Genomic DNA, 19,153 nt, shown 5'->3' with positions numbered 1-19,153 from the left:
CGTGCCCACAGTTGAAATGGAACGTCGCCACGTGGTGGTGATCGGTGCCGGTCCGTCCGGGGCCATCGCCGCCGCGCTGCTCAAGCGCAAAGGGCATGATGTATTGATCATCGAGCGCCAGCATTTTCCGCGTTTCTCGATCGGCGAAAGCCTGCTGTCCCACTGCATCGACTTTATCGAAGAAGCCGGCATGCTCGACGCCGTACAGGCCGCTGGTTTCCAGGTAAAAACCGGTGCCGCGTTTGCCTGGGGCGAGCGCTACAGCGCCTTTGATTTCAGCGATACCTTCAGCAACGGCAAGCCGACCACCTTTCAGGTACAGCGCGGTGAGTTCGACAAGTTGCTGGCCGATCAGGCCGCGTTGCAAGGCGTGGAAATCCGCTACGGCGAAACCATCGTCGGCGTGGATTTTTCCGACGCTTGCCGCTACCTGCATGTGCGTCGCGAGAACGGCAGCGAATACCACGTCAAAGCCAAGTTCGTGCTCGACGCCAGCGGCTACGGCCGTGTGCTGCCGCGCCTGCTGGACTTGGAGGCACCGTCGAATTTCCCGGTGCGCCAGGCGGTGTTTACCCACGTTGAAGACCGCATCGAACACCCAGGTTTCGACCGCACCAAAATCCTCGTGACCACCCACCCGACCCATCGCGATATCTGGTTCTGGACCATCCCCTTCAGCAACGGACGTTGCTCGGTGGGCGTGGTGGCGGCCAAGGAGCATTTCGACGGGCGTGACACCGACCTCGACGCCTGCCTGCGTGGTTTTATCGACGAAACCCCAAGCCTGGCCGGTGTGCTGCACAACGCGGTGTGGGATACACCCGCGCGCACCATCGGCGGCTACTCGGCCAACGTCAAAACCCTGCACGGCCCTGGCTTTGCGCTGCTGGGCAATGCGGCGGAATTCCTCGACCCGGTATTCTCCTCCGGCGTGACCATTGCCATGCGCTCGGCCAGCATGGCAGCCGGCCTGCTGGACCGTCAGCTCAACGGCGAGACTGTAGACTGGCAAACCGAGTTTGCCGAACCTTTGAAGCGCGGCGTCGACACATTCCGCTGCTACGTCGAAGGGTGGTACGCGGGGACGTTCCAGGATGTGATCTTCCATGCCGACGGCTCGCCGGAGATTCGTCGGATGATCAGCGCGATCCTCGCCGGTTACGCGTGGGACGAACGCAACCCGTTTGTCAGCGAGCCCAAGCGGCGCTTGCGCATGCTGTCGGAAATCTGTGCGAGTGAGCCGGTATGAGCGCTCAGTTCCTGAGTAAAAACTACGTCGAAGAAACCCGGTTCGGCTTCTGGTTCCTGCGCAGTCACACCTGGCAGCACCACGTGTTGCGCGTGGCGATCAACGACCTGCGCAGCCTGTTCACCGAGCCGTTGCCCGAGGCGCCGGTATTGTTGGACGCCGGTTGCGGCCAGGGCAAATCCTTCAAGCTGCTGCAACAGGTGTTCGCCCCCGCGCGCCTGATCGGCTTGGATGCCGACCTCCACAGCCTGGAGCTGAGCCGTGAAGAAGCCGCTCGCCAAGGCTTGGCCATCGAGCTGATCGGCAGCGATTGCGCGACGCTTGAAGTGCCGGACGCCAGCGTCGACATCCTGTTCTGCCACCAGACCTTCCACCACCTGGTCGAACAGGAGCGCGCCCTGCACGAGTTTTACCGCGTGCTCAAGCCGGGTGGCTATCTGCTGTTTGCCGAGTCCACCGAGGCCTACATCGACACCTGGGTGATCCGCTGGTTGTTCCGTCACCCCATGCACGTGCAAAAAAGCGCCGAGGCCTACTTGCAGATGCTCCGCGAGCAGGGCTTTGAGTTCGGCCCGCAAAACGTCTCGTACCCGTATTTGTGGTGGAGCCGCGCGACCGATTTCGGCCTGCTGGAACGCTGGGGCCTGCGCAACCCGCCGCCGGTGGGCCAGCGGGAAGAAACCCTGGTCAACTGCGTGGCGCGCAAACCGCTGGCGAGCGCCGCGCCATGATGCGCAGTCTGCTGATCGCTTGCCTGTTGCTGCTGAGCGCCTGTGCCGGCCAGCCGCCGCTGCCGGAAAAAAACCCGGCCCTGGCCTTGCCCCTGCAGTTGCACGTGCAGCGCCTGGCGGACGGCCAGAGCCAGGATTGGTTGCTGGTGATCCAGCGCGAAGACGGCGCCATCCGTTGGTCGATGATGGACCCGCTGGGCATCCCCCAGGCCCGACAAAAGCTGATCGATGGCCAGTGGCAAGCTGACGGCCTGCTGCCGCCCAACCCTCAGGCACGCGAGCTGTTCGCCGCGCTGCTGTTTGCCCTGACCTCGGCCGACGATCTCCGTGCGCTCTACCCCCGCGCCCAGGCGATGGACCTGACGCGTACCCTGCCGGGCCACTGGCAGATCGTGTATCAGTCCTGCGAAGTGTTCAGCGTGAACATCAGCGGCCAACCCTTGAGCTACCGCGTAACGCCGCTGGGGGCCGCCCGATGACCGCCTACCTCAACGCCCTTGGCATCGTCTGCGCCCTCGGCCGTGGCCAGGCCGAGGTCAGCCGCAACCTGTTTGCCGGTGATTGCTCAGGCACGCGCGCCGAAAGCGGCTGGGTGCCCGAACGCGTATTGCCGGTGGGCAGTGTGCCGGGTGAGTTGGCAACCATCCCGGTGGAACTCGGCCAGCAGAGCAGCCGCAACAATCAACTGCTGCTGGAGGCGGCCTTGCAGATCGAAGGCGAGATTCGCCAGGCGATCCGCACGTACGGCGCCTCGCGGGTCGGCATCGTGCTGGGCACCAGCACCTCGGGTATCGACGAAGCCAGCCGCGGTATCGCCGAGTACCTGCGCGATCAGCACTTCCCCAGCGACTATGACTACCAGCAACAGGAACTCAGCGCCCCGGCGAACTTCCTCGCCGACTGGCTGCAATTGAGTGGCCCGGCCTATGTGATTTCCACCGCGTGCACCTCCAGCGCCCGCGCGCTGATGAGCGCCCGGCGCCTGCTCGACCTGGGCGTGTGCGATGCGGTGCTGTGCGGCGGCGTGGACAGCCTGTGCAAGCTGACCCTCAATGGTTTCAGTGCGCTGGAAGCGGTGTCGAATGAGCGCTGCAACCCGTTCTCGGTGAACCGTAACGGCATCAACATCGGCGAAGCCGCCGTGTTGTTTGTGATGAGCCAGGCACCCGCGCCAATTGCGCTGTTGGGCGGCGGTGCCAGCTGCGATGCGCACCATATTTCCGCACCCGAGCCGACCGGCAAAGGCGCGTTGCAGGCAATGCGCAAGGCCCTGGCCAACGCGAACCTCACGCCCGAACACATCGGTTACCTGAACCTGCACGGCACCGCCACCCAACACAACGACGCCATGGAAAGCCTGGCCGTCGCCAGCCTGTTTCCCCAGGGCGTGGCCTGCTCGTCGACCAAACCCATGAGCGGCCATACCCTGGGCGCGGCGGGTGCGTTGGAAGCGGCGTTCTGCTGGCTGAGCCTGACCCACGGCCGGCTGCCGCCCCACGTGTGGGACGGCCAGCCCGACCCGGCGCTGCCTGCCTTGCAATGGGCAAACACCGGCGACACCCTTGAAAAACCCCGCTTGATGAGCAACTCGTTTGCCTTCGGCGGCAACAATATCAGCCTGATTATCGGAGAGGCCCCATGATCAATTGGCCACTCGCCGAACTGCTGCCCCACGCGGGCGACATGATCCTGATCGACCAGGTGCTGTCGTTCGATGAAGAGCAGATCCACACCCGCACCACCGTCAGGCCTGGCGGCCTGTTCAATCGCGCCGACGGCAGCCTGCCGGCCTGGGTCGGCATTGAGCTGATGGCGCAAAGCGTCGCGGCCTACGCCGGCTGCCGGGCGCGCCAGAACGATGAAGCGGTGGAACTGGGTTTCCTGTTGGGCACACGTAAGTTCGAGTGCAACGTGGCGCACTTCCCCGCAGGCGCGCAGTTGACCATCCACGGCTTACGCTCCCTGGAAGACGACAACGGCATGGGTGTGTTCGAATGCCACCTCACCGGGGACGGTATCCAGGCCAGCGCCCGCTTGAACGTATTCAGACCGCCCCAGGCGGCCACTTATTTAGATGAATCGAAGGACGAAACGCCATGACTGAATCCGTACTGGTCACCGGCTCCAGCCGTGGTATCGGCCGCGCTATCGCCCTGCGCCTGGCCCAGGCCGGCCACGACATCGTGCTGCATTGCCGCAGCGGCCGTGCCGAAGCCGATGCCGTACAGGTCCAGATCCAGGCCCTGGGGCGCAAGGCGCGGGTGTTGCAATTCGATGTGGCGGATCGTGCAGCGTGCAGGGAGATCCTGGAAGCCGACGTAGAAGCCCATGGCGCCTACTACGGCGTGGTGCTCAATGCCGGCCTGACCCGTGACGGTGCGTTTCCGGCGCTGTCGGAAGACGACTGGGACGTGGTGATGCGCACCAATCTGGACGGGTTCTACAACGTGCTGCACCCGGTGATGATGCCGATGATTCGGCGGCGCGCCAGCGGGCGCATCGTGTGCATTACCTCGGTCTCGGGGCTGATCGGCAATCGCGGCCAGGTCAACTACAGTGCGTCCAAAGCCGGCCTGATCGGCGCCGCAAAGGCCCTGGCCATCGAGCTGGGCAAGCGCAAGATCACCGTCAACTGCGTGGCGCCCGGCTTGATCGACACGGCGATGCTGGATGAAAACGTACCGGTGGAAGAATTGATGAAAATGATCCCGGCGCAGCGCATGGGTACCCCGGAAGAAGTCGCCGGCGCGGTGAACTTCCTGATGTCGGCCGAAGCCGGCTATATCACGCGCCAGGTCCTGGCCGTGAACGGGGGCTTGTGCTGATGAAGCGCGTCGTCGTCACCGGCATGGCCGGCATGACCTCCCTGGGCGGTGATTGGGCCACCATTTCGGCCAATTTCCGCGCCAACCGCAGCGGTATCCGGCGCATGGATGAGTGGGACCGCTTCACCGAACTGAACACACGCCTGGCCGGGCCCATCGATGATTTTGTGGTACCGGCCCACTGGACGCGCAAACAACTGCGCAGCATGGGCCGCGTCTCGCGCCTGGCGGTGTGGGCGGCCGAGCAAGCCCTGCAGGACGCCGGCCTGCTCGGCGACGAGTCGATCAAGGACGGCCGCATGGGTGTGGCCTGTGGCTCGTCCACCGGCAGCACCGATGAGATCAAGGCATTCGGCAATATGCTGCTGAACTCGGTGGCCGAGGGGCTCAACGCCAACTCGTACGTGCGCATGATGCCGCACACCACGGCGGCGAATATCAGCATCTTTTTCGGCCTGACCGGGCGTTTGATCCCCACGTCAAGCGCCTGCACCAGCGGCAGCCAGGGCATCGGCTACGCCTACGAGGCAATTAAGTTCGGCCGCCTGCCCTTGATGCTCGCCGGCGGCGCCGAGGAGCTGTGCCCCACCGAAGCCATGGTGTTCGACGCGCTCTACGCCACCAGCCTGAAAAACGACGCACCGCAGACCAGCCCGCGCCCCTACGACAGCGGGCGTGATGGCCTGGTGATCGGCGAAGGCGGCGGCATGCTGGTGCTCGAAGAGTTGGAACATGCCCTGGCGCGCGGCGCGCATATCCACGCCGAACTGGTCGGCTTCGGCAGCAATGCCGACGGCCAGCACACCACACGCCCGGAACAAAAAACCATGCGCCGCGCCATGGAGCTGGCCCTCGAAGATGCGGGGCTGGAACCGTCCGCCATCGGCTACGTGAACGGCCACGGCACCGCCACCGATCAAGGCGACATCGCCGAAACCCTGGCCACCAGCAGCCTGTTCGGCAGTCGCATGCCCATCAGCTCGCAAAAGAGCTTCCTCGGCCACACCCTGGGGGCGTGCGGGGCGCTGGAGTCGTGGTTCAGCATCGAGATGATGAACCGCAACGAGTACGTGCACACCTTCAACCTGACGTCCGTCGACCCGCAATGCGGCGCGCTGGATTACCTGCAGGGTGAATTCCGCGAGATGCACCACGACTACGTGATGAACAACAATTTTGCCTTTGGCGGCGTGAACACATCGCTGATCTTTCGCCGCTGGTCCTGAGTTTTTAATCGATTGGAGAATACGGAATGTCTTCCTTGCTACGCGCCACGTTGATCACCCTGGCCCTGTTGACCACTGCTGGCTGCACCAGCAAGCCAATACTCAACACCCAGCACGACCTGCCGGCCAACACGCAGGTCAGCGAAGAAAAAATGAAAGCGGTCATCATCAACGCCCTGCAAAAGCGCGACTGGACGGTGCAACGCCTGAGCCCGCAACTGGTGCAGGCCGAGATCACTGTGCGTAACCAGTACTACGCGGCCGTCGACATCCGCTACACCCGCACCAGCTACGCGATCACCTACCGCGACAGCCGCGAGCTGGGCTACAAGGACGGCAAGATCCATCGCAACTACAACCGCTGGGTCAACAACCTGGACAGCGACATCATGGCGGGCTTGCGCAGCAACGGCGTGAGTGGCGAGGCGGGCTCGGCGGCGCAGTTGTTTGAGCAGACCGGGACGTCCAAACAGAACTGAGGCGTTCAATTCTCCAGAAACGACAAAGGGCGCCTTTCGGCGCCCTCTTCGCAAGCAGGTTGGCGTGTCATCGCCGCTTCCTGCCTGAAATCAGCTGCCCTGCACCGCCGACTGACGTGTCAATAACGCCACAAACGCCGCCGCCATCGGTGTCTGCACGCCTTTGCGCTGTACCAGCCACACCGACGTCACGGCCTGCGGGTCGAGCAACCTGCGATACACCACGCCATCGATGCGGATGCGTTGGTAGGACGCCGGCAGCACCGACACGCCCAACCCGGCCGCCACCAAACCAATAATGGTCATTGCCTCCCCCGCTTCCTGGGCGAAGTGCGGACTGAAGCCGGCGTCGCGGCACAGGGTGAGCAGTTGGGCGTACAAGCCGCTGCCGTAGGTCCGCGGGAAGAACACGAACGGCTCCTGCGCCAGTTGCGCCAAGTGCAAACCCCGTTCGCTGCCTTCCGCCAACGGATGACCGGCGTTCAGCACCGCGACCAGTGGCTCACGCATCAATTCGATCACGTTCAACGAATCCGGCAACGGCAACGGGCGCATCAGCCCCACCTGGATCGACTCATCCACCAGCGACTCGGCCACCTCGGTGCTGCTCATTTCCTGCAGGTGCAGGTGCACTGCGGGGAAGGCCTGGCGAAACGCAAAGATCGCCTGGGGAATGCTCGCGTTGAACGGCGCCGAAGAGGTGAAGCCGATTTTCAACTCGCCCAGTTCACCCAGCTGCGCCCGCCGCGCCACATCCGATGCCTTGTCCACTTGCGCCAGCACCAGCCGCGCTTCGTGCAGGAACAGTCGACCGGCCTCGCTCAGTTCCACCCGACGATTGGTACGCTCGAACAACCGCGCCCCCACTTCCTGCTCCAGCGCCTGGATCTGCTGGCTCAGCGGCGGTTGTGAGATGCCCAGTACCTGCGCGGCCCGGCCAAAGTGCAGCTCTTCGGCGACCGCGATGAAGTACCGCAGATGACGCAATTCCATATCAGCCTCATTAGGTCGCTAAAGCTATCAAACAGGTCGAACAATATATTGGAAAGAATCATTAGCCAGCTATATTCTTTTTTGCACTGCCAGCCTGACCGGCTTTTGCTCCCCGAGGTCCCCGTGAAATCTGCTGTCGCTCCGCTCGCTCAAGATGCCCCGCCCACCGTCCTGGATGTGGTGGCGCAGCTCAACGACGTGTACATCGAAAAGGGCACGCCGATGTTCATGCGTACGGTGCTGGCCCTGTTCTCCGGCGGTTTTGCCACCTTTGCCCTGTTGTACTGCGTGCAGCCGATGATGCCGGCGCTGTCCCACGAGTTCTCTATCAATGCGGCGCAAAGCAGCCTGGTTTTATCGGTGTCCACGGCGATGCTGGCGCTGGGTTTGCTGATCACCGGACCGATCTCCGACACACTGGGGCGCAAGCCGGTGATGGTCGCGGCGCTGTTCTGCGCGGCGCTGGCCACCATTGCCAGCGGCCTGATGCCGTCCTGGCAAGGGATTTTGCTGATGCGCGCGCTGGTGGGGCTGTCCCTCAGCGGCCTGGCCGCCGTGGCGATGACCTACCTCAGCGAAGAGATCCACCCGCAGCACATCGGCCTGGCCATGGGCCTGTACATCGGCGGCAACGCGATTGGCGGTATGAGCGGGCGCCTGATCACCGGCGTGTTGATCGACTTCGTCAGCTGGCACACCGCAGTGCTGATCATCGGTGGCCTGGCGCTGATCGCCGCCACGGTGTTCTGCAAGATCCTTCCCCAATCGCGCAACTTCCGCGCCAGCAGCCTCAAGCCGCGCACCCTGCTGGACGGGTTTGTCATGCACTTCAAGGACGCGGGCCTGCCGTGGCTGTTCCTTGAGGCCTTCCTGCTGATGGGCGCGTTCGTGACGATGTTCAACTACATCGGCTATCGCTTGCTGGCCGATCCGTACGATCTGAGCCAGGCCGTGGTCGGTCTGCTGTCTGTGGTGTACCTCTCGGGCATCTACAGCTCGGCAAAAATCGGCTCGCTGGCCGACCGTCTCGGCCGTCGCCGCGTGCTGTGGGGCACCATCGTGCTGATGTTAAGCGGCATGGCATTGACCCTGTTCACGCCGCTGTGGCTGGTGATTCCAGGCATGCTGGTATTCACGTTCGGCTTCTTCGGCGCCCACTCGGTGGCCAGCAGTTGGATCGGCCGCCGCGCAGTCAAGGCCAAGGGGCAGGCCTCGTCGCTGTACCTGTTCTGCTATTACGCCGGCTCCAGCATTGCCGGGACGGCGGGCGGGTTCTTCTGGCACTTGGCCGGGTGGAACGGCATTGGGGCGTTTATCGTTGCGCTGTTGGTCGGCGCGTTGCTGGTGGCGGTGAGGCTGGCGAAGTTGGCGCCGCTGCAAACAGCCTGACAAACAAAAACGCCCGGCATGCGCCGGGCGTTTTTTATCGAGCGGCAATCACTCGTGATACTGCGCCGACAGTTCATGCACCGCGCGCAGGAACGCACCGGCATGCTCCGGGTTCACTTCCGGCGTGATGCCATGGCCCAGGTTGAACACATGCCCGGTGCCCTTGCCATAGCTGGCCAGGATACGGCCGACTTCGGTGCGGATCGCTTCCGGCTTGGCGTACAGCACGGTCGGGTCCATGTTGCCTTGCAGCGCAACGCGGTTGCCCACGCGCTGACGGGCTTCGCCCAGGTCACACGTCCAGTCCAGGCCCAGTGCATCCGCGCCGGCGTCGGCAATGCTTTCCAGCCACAGGCCGCCGCCCTTGGTGAACAGGATGACCGGCACTTTGCGGCCTTCGTGCTCGCGGATCAGGCCGCTGACGATCTTGCGCATATAGGCCAGGGAAAACTCCTGGTACGCCGCCGCCGACAGGTTGCCGCCCCAGGTGTCGAAGATCTGCACCGCTTGCGCGCCGGCCATGATCTGGCCGTTGAGGTAGGACGTCACCGACTGCGCGAGCTTGTCCAGCAGCAGGTGCATGGCTTGCGGGTTGTCGTAGAGCATGGCCTTGGTTTTGCGGAAGTCTTTCGACGAACCGCCTTCGACCATGTAGGTAGCCAGGGTCCATGGGCTGCCGGAGAAGCCGATCAGCGGCACGCGGCCGTTCAGCTCGCGGCGGATGGTGCTTACGGCGTCCATCACGTAACCCAGGTCTTTGTGCGGGTCGGGGATCGGCAGGGCTTCGATGTCGGCCAGTGTGCTGACGACCTTCTTGAAACGCGGGCCTTCGCCAGTTTCAAAGTACAGGCCCTGACCCATGGCGTCAGGAATGGTGAGGATATCGGAGAAGAGGATGGCCGCATCCAGTTGTGGATAACGGTCCAACGGCTGCAGGGTGACTTCGCAGGCGAACTCCGGGTTCATGCACAGACTCATGAAGTCGCCGGCGTGGGCGCGGCTGGCGCGGTATTCCGGCAGGTAGCGGCCGGCTTGACGCATCATCCACACCGGGGTGACGTCTACAGGCTGCTTGAGCAGGGCACGAAGGAAACGGTCGTTCTTGAGGGCAGTCATGTCGGCATCCGCAAAAAAAGTGCGGGCATTTTCTCAGAGCGAGACGGAGAAAGACAGTGACTCGCGACAAGCTACCAGCGGCAAGTTTAAAGCTCGATTGCTTCAACTTGCCGCTTGCAGCTTATCGCTCGCAACTGGCGTCGTCAGACGCCCAGGTAATCCAGGATCCCTTCAGCGGCATTGCGCCCTTCGAAGATTGCCGTCACCACCAGATCGGACCCGCGCACCATATCGCCACCGGCGAAGATTTTCGGGTTGCTGGTCTGGTGCTTGTACTGGCCTTGCTCCGGGGCGACGACGCGGCCCTGGCTGTCGGTCTGGATCTGGAACTGCTCGAACCACGGCGCCGGGCTTGGGCGGAAGCCGAAGGCGATGACCACGGCGTCCGCCGGGATGATCTCTTCGGAACCCGGGATCGGCTCAGGGCTGCGACGGCCACGGGCGTCCGGTTCGCCGAGACGGGTCTCGACCACCTTCACGCCTTCGACGCGGTCTTCACCCACGATCGCAATCGGCTGGCGGTTGTAGAGGAATTTCACGCCTTCTTCCTTGGCGTTCTTCACCTCTTTGCGCGAACCGGGCATGTTCGCTTCGTCACGACGGTACGCACAGGTCACCGACTTGGCGCCCTGACGGATCGAAGTACGGTTGCAGTCCATCGCGGTGTCGCCACCGCCGAGTACCACGACTTTCTTGCCTTTCATGTCGACGAAATCTTCCGGCGACTTTTCAAAGCCCAGGTTGCGGTTGACGTTGGCGATCAGGAAGTCGAGCGCGTCATACACACCCGGCAGGTCCTCACCGGCAAAACCGCCCTTCATGTAGGTGTAGGTGCCCATGCCCATGAACACGGCATCGTATTCTTCGAGCAGTTGCTCCATGGTCAGGTCTTTGCCGATCTCGGTGTTCAGGCGGAACTCGATGCCCATGCCGGTGAACACTTCGCGACGGTTGCTCAGTACGGTTTTTTCCAGCTTGAACTCGGGGATACCGAAGGTCAGCAGGCCGCCGATTTCCGGGTTCTTGTCGAACACCACCGGGGTCACGCCGCCGCGCACCAGCACGTCGGCACAGCCCAGGCCGGCAGGGCCCGCGCCGATGATCGCGACGCGCTTGCCGGTCGGCTTGACCTTGGACATGTCCGGACGCCAGCCCATGGCGAACGCGGTGTCGGTGATGTACTTCTCCACCGAACCGATGGTCACCGCGCCGAAACCGTCGTTCAGGGTGCAGGCACCCTCGCACAGACGGTCCTGCGGGCACACCCGGCCGCACACTTCCGGCAGGGTGTTGGTCTGGTGCGACAACTCGGCGGCGGCGAGGATGTTGCCCTCGGCCACCAATTTGAGCCAGTTGGGAATGAAGTTGTGCACCGGGCACTTCCATTCGCAGTACGGGTTACCGCAGCCCAGGCAGCGGTGGGCCTGGTCGGCCGAGTGCTGGGGTTTGAAGGGCTCGTAGATCTCCACGAACTCTTTCTTGCGTTGACGCAACAGTTTCTTCTTCGGATCTTTGCGCCCGACATCGATGAACTGGAAGTCGTTATTCAGACGTTCAGCCATGTTAAAACCTCATCAAACTCTTCAGGCGCATATCACTGCGGGTTGGCACGGATGCTGGAAAGCAACGATTTCAGGTTGGCAGCCTTGGGCTTGACCAGCCAGAAACGACGCAGGTAATCATCGAGGTTTTCGGCGAGGTTACGCCCCCATTCGCTGCCGGTCTCCTCGACGTACTCGTCCAGCACGTGCTGCAAGTGGTTCCGGTAGGACTCCATGGCTTCGCCGCTGATCCGCTGGATCTCGACCAACTCGTGGTTGACCTTGTCGACGAAGGTGTTGTCCTGGTCGAGCACGTAGGCGAAGCCGCCGGTCATGCCCGAGCCGAAGTTGTAACCGGTCTTGCCCAGTACCGCGACAAAGCCCCCGGTCATGTACTCGCAGCAGTGATCGCCAGTGCCTTCGACCACGGTGTGGGCACCGGAGTTACGCACGGCGAAACGCTCACCGGCAGTCCCTGCGGCAAACAGCTTGCCACCGGTGGCGCCGTACAAGCAGGTGTTGCCGATGATGGCACTGTCCTGGGATTTGTAGACGCTGCCTTTAGGCGCAACGATGACCAGTTTGCCGCCGGTCATGCCCTTGCCTACGTAGTCATTGGCATCGCCTTCCAGGTACATGTGCAGACCGCCGGCGTTCCACACGCCAAAGCTCTGGCCCGCAGTGCCCTTGAAGCGGAAGGTGATCGGCGCCTTGGCCATGCCTTGGTTGCCGTGTTTGCGCGCGATTTCGCCGGAGATGCGTGCGCCGATGGAGCGGTCGCAGTTGCAGATATCCAGGGCGAACTCGCCACCGCTGGCGTCGCTGATCGAAGAAGCCGCCATCTCGACCATCTTCTCGGCCAGCAGGCCCTTGTCGAACGGCGGGTTACGTTCCACGCCGCAGAACTGCGGCTTGTCGGCCGGGATGTGATCGCTGCCCAACAGCGGCGTCAGGTCCAGGTGTTGCTGCTTGGCGGTCTGGCCCTGAAGGATCTCCAGCAGGTCGGTACGGCCGATCAGCTCTTCGAGCGAGCGCACACCCAGCTTGGCCAGCCACTCACGGGTCTCTTCGGCGACGTAGGTGAAGAAATTCACCACCATGTCGACGGTGCCGATGTAGTGATCCTTGCGCAGCTTCTCGTTCTGGGTTGCCACGCCGGTGGCGCAGTTGTTCAGGTGGCAGATGCGCAGGTATTTGCAACCCAGGGCGATCATGGGCGCCGTGCCGAAGCCGAAGCTTTCGGCGCCGAGGATCGCGGCCTTGATCACGTCGAGGCCGGTTTTCAGGCCGCCGTCGGTCTGTACCCGCACTTTGCCGCGCAGGTCGTTGCCGCGCAGGGTCTGGTGGGTTTCCGCCAGGCCCAGTTCCCATGGCGCACCGGCGTACTTGATGGAGGTCAGCGGCGAAGCGCCGGTGCCGCCGTCATAGCCGGAGATGGTGATCAGGTCGGCATAAGCCTTGGCCACGCCGGCGGCGATGGTGCCCACGCCGGCTTCCGCCACCAGTTTCACCGAGACCAGAGCCTGCGGGTTGACTTGCTTGAGGTCGAAAATCAGCTGCGACAAGTCTTCAATGGAGTAGATGTCGTGGTGCGGCGGCGGCGAAATCAGGGTCACGCCCGGCACTGCATAACGCAGCTTGGCGATCAGACCGTTGACCTTGCCACCTGGCAACTGCCCGCCTTCACCGGGCTTGGCGCCCTGTGCGACTTTAATCTGCAGCACTTCGGCGTTGACCAGGTATTCGGGGGTTACGCCGAAACGACCGGTGGCGACCTGCTTGATTTTCGAGCTTTTGATGGTGCCGTAGCGCGCCGGGTCTTCGCCGCCTTCGCCGGAGTTGGAACGCGCCCCCAGGCGGTTCATGGCTTCGGCCAGGGCTTCGTGAGCCTCCGGCGACAGCGCGCCCAGGGAAATACCGGCGGAGTCGAAGCGCTTGAGGATCGACTCCAGCGGCTCGACTTCGCTGATGTCCATCGGCGTGTCCAGGGTCTTCACCTTGAACAGGTCGCGGATCATCGACACCGGGCGGTTATCCACCAGGCTCGTGTATGCCTTGAACTTGGCGTAGTCGCCCTGCTGCACAGCGGCTTGCAGGGTGCTGACCACGTCCGGGTTGTACGCGTGGTATTCGCCACCGTGCACGAACTTGAGCAGGCCGCCTTGCTGGATCGGCTTGCGCGCGCTCCAGGCTTCGGCTGCCAGGGCTTTCTGTTCGGCTTCGATGTCGACGAAACGCGCACCCTTGATGCGGCTTGGCACGCCACGGAAGCTCAGCTCGCAGACTTCTTCGGACAGGCCGATAGCTTCGAACAATTGAGCGCCGCGGTAGGACGTGACGGTGGAGATGCCCATCTTCGACAGGATCTTCAGCAGGCCCTTGGTGATGCCTTTGCGGTAGTTCTTGAACACCTCGTAGAGGTCGCCCAGCACTTCACCGGTGCGGATCAGGTCGCCCAGTACTTCGTACGCCAGGAACGGGTACACCGCCGAGGCGCCGAAACCGATCAACACCGCGAAGTGGTGCGGGTCGCGGGCGGTGGCGGTTTCCACGAGGATGTTGGAGTCGCAACGCAGGCCTTTTTCGGTCAGGCGGTGGTGCACCGCCCCGGTGGCGAGGGAGGCGTGGATCGGCAACTTGCCGGGCGCGATATGGCGGTCGGTCAGCACGATCTGAGTACGACCGGCACGCACGGCTTCTTCGGCCTGGTCCGCGACGTTACGCACCGCGGCTTCAAGGCCCAGGCTCTCGTCGTAGTTCAGGTCGATGATCTGGCGGTCGAAGCCTGGACGATCCAGGTTCATCAGCGAGCGCCACTTGGCCGGGGAAATGACCGGCGAGCTGAGGATCACGCGCGAAGCATGCTCAGGCGATTCCTGGAAGATGTTGCGCTCGGCACCGAGGCAGACTTCCAGGGACATCACGATGGCTTCACGCAGCGGGTCGATCGGTGGGTTGGTCACCTGGGCAAACTGCTGGCGGAAATAGTCGTACGGCGTGCGCACGCGCTGGGACAGCACGGCCATCGGCGTATCGTCGCCCATGGAGCCGACGGCCTCGTAGCCTTGCTCGCCGAGCGGACGCAGCACCTGGTCACGCTCTTCGAACGTGACCTGGTACATCTTCATGTACTGCTTGAGCTGGTCGATGTCGTAGAAGGCCGAACCGTGGTCGTTGTCTTCCATGGTCGCCTGGATACGCAGGGCGTTCTTGCGCAGCCATTGCTTGTACGGGTGACGGGACTTCAAACGGTTGTCGATGGCGTCGGTGTCGAGGATCTGCCCGGTTTCGGTGTCCACGGCCAGGATCTGGCCTGGGCCGACGCGGCCTTTGGCAATCACGTCTTCGGGCTGATAGTTCCACACGCCGATTTCCGAGGCGAGGGTGATGAAGCCGTTGGTGGTGGTGACCCAACGCGCCGGGCGCAGGCCGTTACGGTCGAGCAGGCACACGGCGTAGCGGCCATCGGTCATGACCACGCCGGCCGGACCGTCCCACGGTTCCATGTGCATCGAGTTGTACTCGTAGAACGCACGCAGATCCGGGTCCATGGTTTCGACGTTCTGCCACGCAGGCGGAATGATCATGCGCACGCCACGGAACAGGTCGATACCGCCGGTGACCATCAGTTCGAGCATGTTGTCCATGCTGGAGGAGTCCGACCCCACGCGGTTGACCAGCGGGCCAAGCTCTTCGAGGTCCATCAGATCGTTGGCGAACTTGGTGCGACGGGCAACGGCCCAGTTGCGGTTACCGGTGATGGTGTTGATCTCGCCGTTGTGGGCGAGGAAGCGGAATGGCTGAGCCAGCGGCCATTTCGGCAGGGTGTTGGTGGAGAAGCGCTGGTGGAACACGCAGATCGCGGTTTGCAGGCGCTCGTCGCTCAGGTCCGGATAGAAGGCGGTCAAGTCCGCCGGCATCATCAGGCCTTTATAAATGATGGTCTTGTGCGAAAAGCTGCAGATGTAGTGATCGGCATCGGCGGCGTTGGCCACGGACGAGCGGCGACGGGAGGTGAACAGCTTGATCGCCATGTCCTGGTCGCTCAGGCCGTCGCCAGCGATGAACACTTGCTCGATCTGCGGCAGGCGCTCAAGGGCCAGGCGACCGAGCACGCTGGTGTCGATCGGCACTTTGCGCCAGCCGACGAGCTGCAGGCCGGCAGCGATGATCTCGCGATTCATGTTCTCGCGCGCGGCTTCGGCTTTGACCGGGTCCTGGTTGAAGAACACCATGCCTACGGCGTATTGCTTGGGCAGGTCGACCGCGAAATGCTCTTTGGCGATGGCGCGCAGGAACTGGTCGGGCTTTTGAATCAGCAAGCCGCAACCGTCACCGGTCTTGCCGTCGGCGTTGATCCCACCGCGGTGGGTCATGCAGGTCAGGGCCTCGATGGCCGTTTGCAAAAGGGTATGACTGGGCTCGCCCTGCATGTGGGCTATCAGGCCGAAACCACAGTTATCCTTGAATTCATCGGGTTGGTACAGACCTGCTTTCATAGACACTTTCTCACCAGGCTGCCTCTTATACCGAGGCAAATTTCTTTTCAATTCAACCGGTTACCTTCCACGCCGAACGTACGCCGGCTTAGCGGGGGCAAAAGGGAGGTCATTGTACACACCGACACAGACGCTCACAAATTTAGCGACGAAATGTCGCAAATCTATGTCGCATTTATGAAAGGTTTAAAGCGATACGCTGTGCTAGTCAAAACTTTTTTAATTCTGACCGCTACGACTCAAAAGCTACTGTGACGCAGACACCACAAAGCGCGCGGCCTGTAGAGGTCGCACGCACTTGCGATTTTAATTTTGAGGTGCCGGGAGGGCGGCCTGGGTAAGGCCGCCGGATCTTCAGCGAGTTGTGGCCAGTTCTTGTTGAACGCTGGCAACCGTGCGAGGCCAAGGTTTACCAGCCTGAACCTTCGCTGGCAAGGCTTTGATCGCCGAATCAGCTGCGGCGCGGGTTGGGAAGCTGCCGTAAGTGATCACGTAGAGAGGCTTGCCGTTGAGCACTTTCTTGAAATAACGGTACTCGCCGCCCTGCTCTTTCACGAACGCCTGGGCGTTGGCTTCGGAGCTGGTGCCCAGGACCTGCACCACGAAGTTGCCGGTAGGCTGGCTGCTGTACCAACTGCTGCCCGCGGCGCCCGCTTTGGCAACGGTGGCAGGTTTTTCAGCTGGCTTGGCCGCTGGCGCCGGTTTGGCAGCCGGCGCAGGCGCGACAGTTTTGGTGACCGGTGCGGGGTTGGCGGTGGCGACCGTAGGCGCCGGCACCGGCTTGGCAGCCGGCTGACCCCCTGGGACGCCCGCCGGTGGTGCCGTGGTGGTCACGGTCGGCGGCGTGGTACTGGAGCCTTCCACCGGAACGCCATCGTCGCCTTCGGAAATACCTCCGGCCTCTTCGGCAAGCGGACCGCGCATCACTGGCTGACCGACCATCGGCAGGTTGGTCGGTTGGCCGGAGTTGGCAAATTCAACGTTTGGCGTGGGCTTGCCCAGCGGCAACTGCGCCTGTTCGGTTGGCGCGCCGGCGGTGGTCGGGGCCTTGCTGCGACCGGGGATCAGCCAGGCGGCGGCAACGGCGACCACGACAACGGCGGAAATCGCCAATACGTGCTTCTTAGGCATAGTGAACCCCATCTTTGGACGCTTGACCGCAGAGCGGCTGGCAATCATGGCTTCGATCATTGCATCGCGGGCAACCTGGTTGATGGTGCCTGGCCAGCCGCCTGCGCTGTCGTGAATATCAGAGATCTGAGAAGCGGAGAAAAGTTCGATACCGGCCCCTGCGCCTTCGAGGCGTTGAGCCAGGTATTCGCGGGTTTCGTCCTCCTCGTATGGCTGCAGTTCGATGACGTGGAACAGCTCCTGATCACCACTGATCTGTTCCAGATCGGCGATCAACGAGGACTCACCGAACAGGAACACATGGGGGCGACCTTCAGGCGTACCCGCCGCCAGCGCCAACAGCGCTTCGAGGGCGGACTCGTCAAGCTGCTCGGCATCATCCACCAGCAGATAGACTTCCTGGCCGGTCAGCCCCAGTTGCACCACTTGCTTGAGGATCGCGTTCGGCTCGGCAGTGGACACGTCCAGCGCCTGTGCAACCTGGCGCAACACGCCTGCCGCATCACCGGCACCACGGGCCGACACCACCACGCTCTGTACCGACTGCTTGTTGGTGCTGGCCACCAGGGCCTGGCGCAACAGGGTCTTGCCGCTGCCCAGCGGGCCGGTCACGACCAACAGCAATTGGCTGTAGCGCGCGAGGTGGTGCAACTGACCCAGCACCGGTTTGCGCTGGGCCGGGAAGAATTTGAAACCTGGCACCCGCGGCGCAAAAGGGTCGTGGCTCAGGTGGTAATGGCCGAGGAACGCCTCGTCGGCATGCAAACTAGTCATCGGGATCTTATTAACCTTTAAGCTGGACCAGGGCGCGGTAATCCGCTCCCAGCGTGGCCTGTAAAATCTCTTTCGGATAATCGTCGGTCACGACTGCTTCACCCATGTGGCGCAGCAGCACCAGTCGCAGTCGACCGTCGATCACTTTCTTGTCTATCGCCATATGTTCGAGGAAGTCCGCCTCGGTCATCTCCTGCGGCGGAATCACCGGCAAGCCGGCACGCTGGAACAGGCGGATACCGCGATCGCGCTCCTGGGCGGTGATCCAGCCCAGGCGATGCGACATCTCCAACGCCATCACTGTGCCAGCCGCTACGGCCTCTCCATGCAGCCACACACCATAGCCCATGTGCGTTTCGATCGCATGGCCGAACGTGTGGCCCAAGTTGAGGGTGGCCCGCACGCCGGACTCACGTTCGTCGGCATTGACCACCAGCGCCTTGGCGGCGCAGGAGCGGGAGATCGCTTCGGTCAGCGCCACTTGGTCAAGGGCGCGCAAGGCGTCGACGCGCTCTTCCAGCCAGACCAGGAATGGTTCGTCACAGATCAAGCCGTACTTGATGACCTCGGCCAACCCGGCCGACAGCTCGCGCGGCGGCAGGGTGTTAAGGGTCGCGGTGTCGATGAGCACGGCTTGGGGCTGGTAGAACGCACCCACCATATTCTTGCCCAACGGGTGGTTGATACCGGTCTTGCCGCCCACCGACGAATCGACCTGAGACAACAGCGTGGTCGGCACTTGGATAAAGTCCACGCCACGCTGGTAGCAGGCGGCCGCGAAGCCTGCCATGTCGCCGATCACGCCGCCGCCCAGGGCAATGACAGTAGTACGCCGGTCATGGCGTGCGGTGAGCAGGCCATCGAAAATCAGTTGCAGAGTTTCCCAGTTCTTGTGTGCTTCGCCGTCGGGCAAAATCACAGAGATCACGGAGTATGCCGCCAGGCTGCGGCTCAGACGCTCAAGATACAGCGGCGCAACCGTTTCGTTGGAGATGATCGCCACTTGCCGCCCGGCAATATGCGGTGCGAGCAACTCGGGCTGGTCCAACAGACCTTCGCCAATATGGATCGGGTAGCTGCGCTCGCCTAGATCGACCTTAAGTGTCTGCATGTGTCCCCGCGTTAGAGATGGTGTGACGACCGACAGCGTCAAGATTCGACACTGCCTGATGGCTCTACGCCACACCCCGTAGGGTGAAA

General features: G+C 62.8%; 15 protein-coding genes. 9 read left to right on the top strand and 6 right to left on the bottom strand.

All coding sequences use genetic code 11. The features are described 5' to 3' along the window. Position 1: 1 nt before the first annotated feature. The 8 genes from KZX66_RS05285 to KZX66_RS05250 are packed head-to-tail and all read left to right on the top strand — an operon-like array spanning position 2 to position 6,510. Entirely contained in the window at positions 2–1,249 is a 1,248-nt protein-coding gene (locus tag KZX66_RS05285; protein WP_248077200.1) for an NAD(P)/FAD-dependent oxidoreductase, read from the top strand. Further along, a complete protein-coding gene (locus KZX66_RS05280) occupies positions 1,246–1,980 on the top strand; it encodes a class I SAM-dependent methyltransferase (RefSeq protein ID WP_248077196.1) in 735 nt (244 codons plus the stop codon). The genes KZX66_RS05285 and KZX66_RS05280 overlap by 4 nt, the downstream gene beginning before the upstream one ends. Beyond that, positions 1,977–2,459, top strand: a complete 483-nt coding sequence (locus KZX66_RS05275; RefSeq protein WP_248077193.1) for a hypothetical protein — start codon at positions 1,977–1,979, stop codon at positions 2,457–2,459. Before KZX66_RS05280 ends, KZX66_RS05275 begins: the two co-directional genes overlap by 4 nt. After that, complete coding sequence (locus KZX66_RS05270; RefSeq protein ID WP_248077190.1) at positions 2,456–3,622, top strand: beta-ketoacyl-[acyl-carrier-protein] synthase family protein; 1,167 nt, start codon at positions 2,456–2,458, stop codon at positions 3,620–3,622. The genes KZX66_RS05275 and KZX66_RS05270 overlap by 4 nt, the downstream gene beginning before the upstream one ends. Further along, the gene (locus KZX66_RS05265) at positions 3,619–4,080 is read left to right on the top strand and encodes a hotdog family protein (RefSeq protein WP_248077187.1); all 462 of its coding nucleotides are present in this window, start codon (positions 3,619–3,621) and stop codon (positions 4,078–4,080) included. The genes KZX66_RS05270 and KZX66_RS05265 overlap by 4 nt, the downstream gene beginning before the upstream one ends. Then, positions 4,077–4,805, top strand: a complete 729-nt coding sequence (locus KZX66_RS05260; protein ID WP_248077185.1) for a 3-ketoacyl-ACP reductase FabG2 — start codon at positions 4,077–4,079, stop codon at positions 4,803–4,805. Before KZX66_RS05265 ends, KZX66_RS05260 begins: the two co-directional genes overlap by 4 nt. Beyond that, a complete protein-coding gene (locus KZX66_RS05255; RefSeq protein ID WP_248077182.1) occupies positions 4,805–6,031 on the top strand; it encodes a beta-ketoacyl-ACP synthase in 1,227 nt (408 codons plus the stop codon). The genes KZX66_RS05260 and KZX66_RS05255 overlap by 1 nt, the downstream gene beginning before the upstream one ends. 26 nt (positions 6,032–6,057) lie before the next feature. Then, positions 6,058–6,510, top strand: a complete 453-nt coding sequence (locus KZX66_RS05250; RefSeq protein ID WP_248077179.1) for a hypothetical protein — start codon at positions 6,058–6,060, stop codon at positions 6,508–6,510. Positions 6,511–6,600: 90 nt separating this feature from the next. Here the strand turns inward: KZX66_RS05250 and KZX66_RS05245 are convergent, their stop codons facing one another. After that, entirely contained in the window at positions 6,601–7,503 is a 903-nt protein-coding gene (locus KZX66_RS05245) for a LysR family transcriptional regulator (protein WP_248077176.1), read from the bottom strand. A gap of 123 nt (positions 7,504–7,626) precedes the next feature. Here KZX66_RS05245 and KZX66_RS05240 point away from each other — a divergent pair, with 123 nt between their 5' ends. Continuing rightward, the gene (locus KZX66_RS05240; protein WP_248077173.1) at positions 7,627–8,892 is read left to right on the top strand and encodes an MFS transporter; all 1,266 of its coding nucleotides are present in this window, start codon (positions 7,627–7,629) and stop codon (positions 8,890–8,892) included. 48 nt (positions 8,893–8,940) lie between these two features. Here the strand turns inward: KZX66_RS05240 and hemE are convergent, their stop codons facing one another. The 5 genes from hemE to aroB form a co-directional block, all read right to left on the bottom strand. Continuing rightward, complete coding sequence (hemE, locus tag KZX66_RS05235) at positions 8,941–10,008, bottom strand: uroporphyrinogen decarboxylase (RefSeq protein WP_248077171.1); 1,068 nt, start codon at positions 10,006–10,008, stop codon at positions 8,941–8,943. Between the two features lie 143 nt (positions 10,009–10,151). Further along, positions 10,152–11,570, bottom strand: coding sequence for an FAD-dependent oxidoreductase (locus KZX66_RS05230; RefSeq protein WP_248077169.1), 1,419 nt, complete (start codon positions 11,568–11,570; stop codon positions 10,152–10,154). Between the two features lie 32 nt (positions 11,571–11,602). Further along, the gene (gene gltB / locus KZX66_RS05225; protein ID WP_248077167.1) at positions 11,603–16,048 is read right to left on the bottom strand and encodes a glutamate synthase large subunit; all 4,446 of its coding nucleotides are present in this window, start codon (positions 16,046–16,048) and stop codon (positions 11,603–11,605) included. A 354-nt stretch (positions 16,049–16,402) separates the two neighbouring features. After that, positions 16,403–17,953, bottom strand: coding sequence for an AAA family ATPase (locus tag KZX66_RS05220; protein ID WP_248077164.1), 1,551 nt, complete (start codon positions 17,951–17,953; stop codon positions 16,403–16,405). A gap of 10 nt (positions 17,954–17,963) precedes the next feature. Beyond that, complete coding sequence (gene aroB, locus KZX66_RS05215) at positions 17,964–19,064, bottom strand: 3-dehydroquinate synthase (RefSeq protein WP_248077161.1); 1,101 nt, start codon at positions 19,062–19,064, stop codon at positions 17,964–17,966. Positions 19,065–19,153: the final 89 nt, after the last annotated feature.

The organism is Pseudomonas sp. EYE_354, assembly GCF_023148575.1.
GTDB lineage: Bacteria > Pseudomonadota > Gammaproteobacteria > Pseudomonadales > Pseudomonadaceae > Aquipseudomonas.
This window is presented reverse-complemented; position numbering and strand designations above follow the sequence as displayed.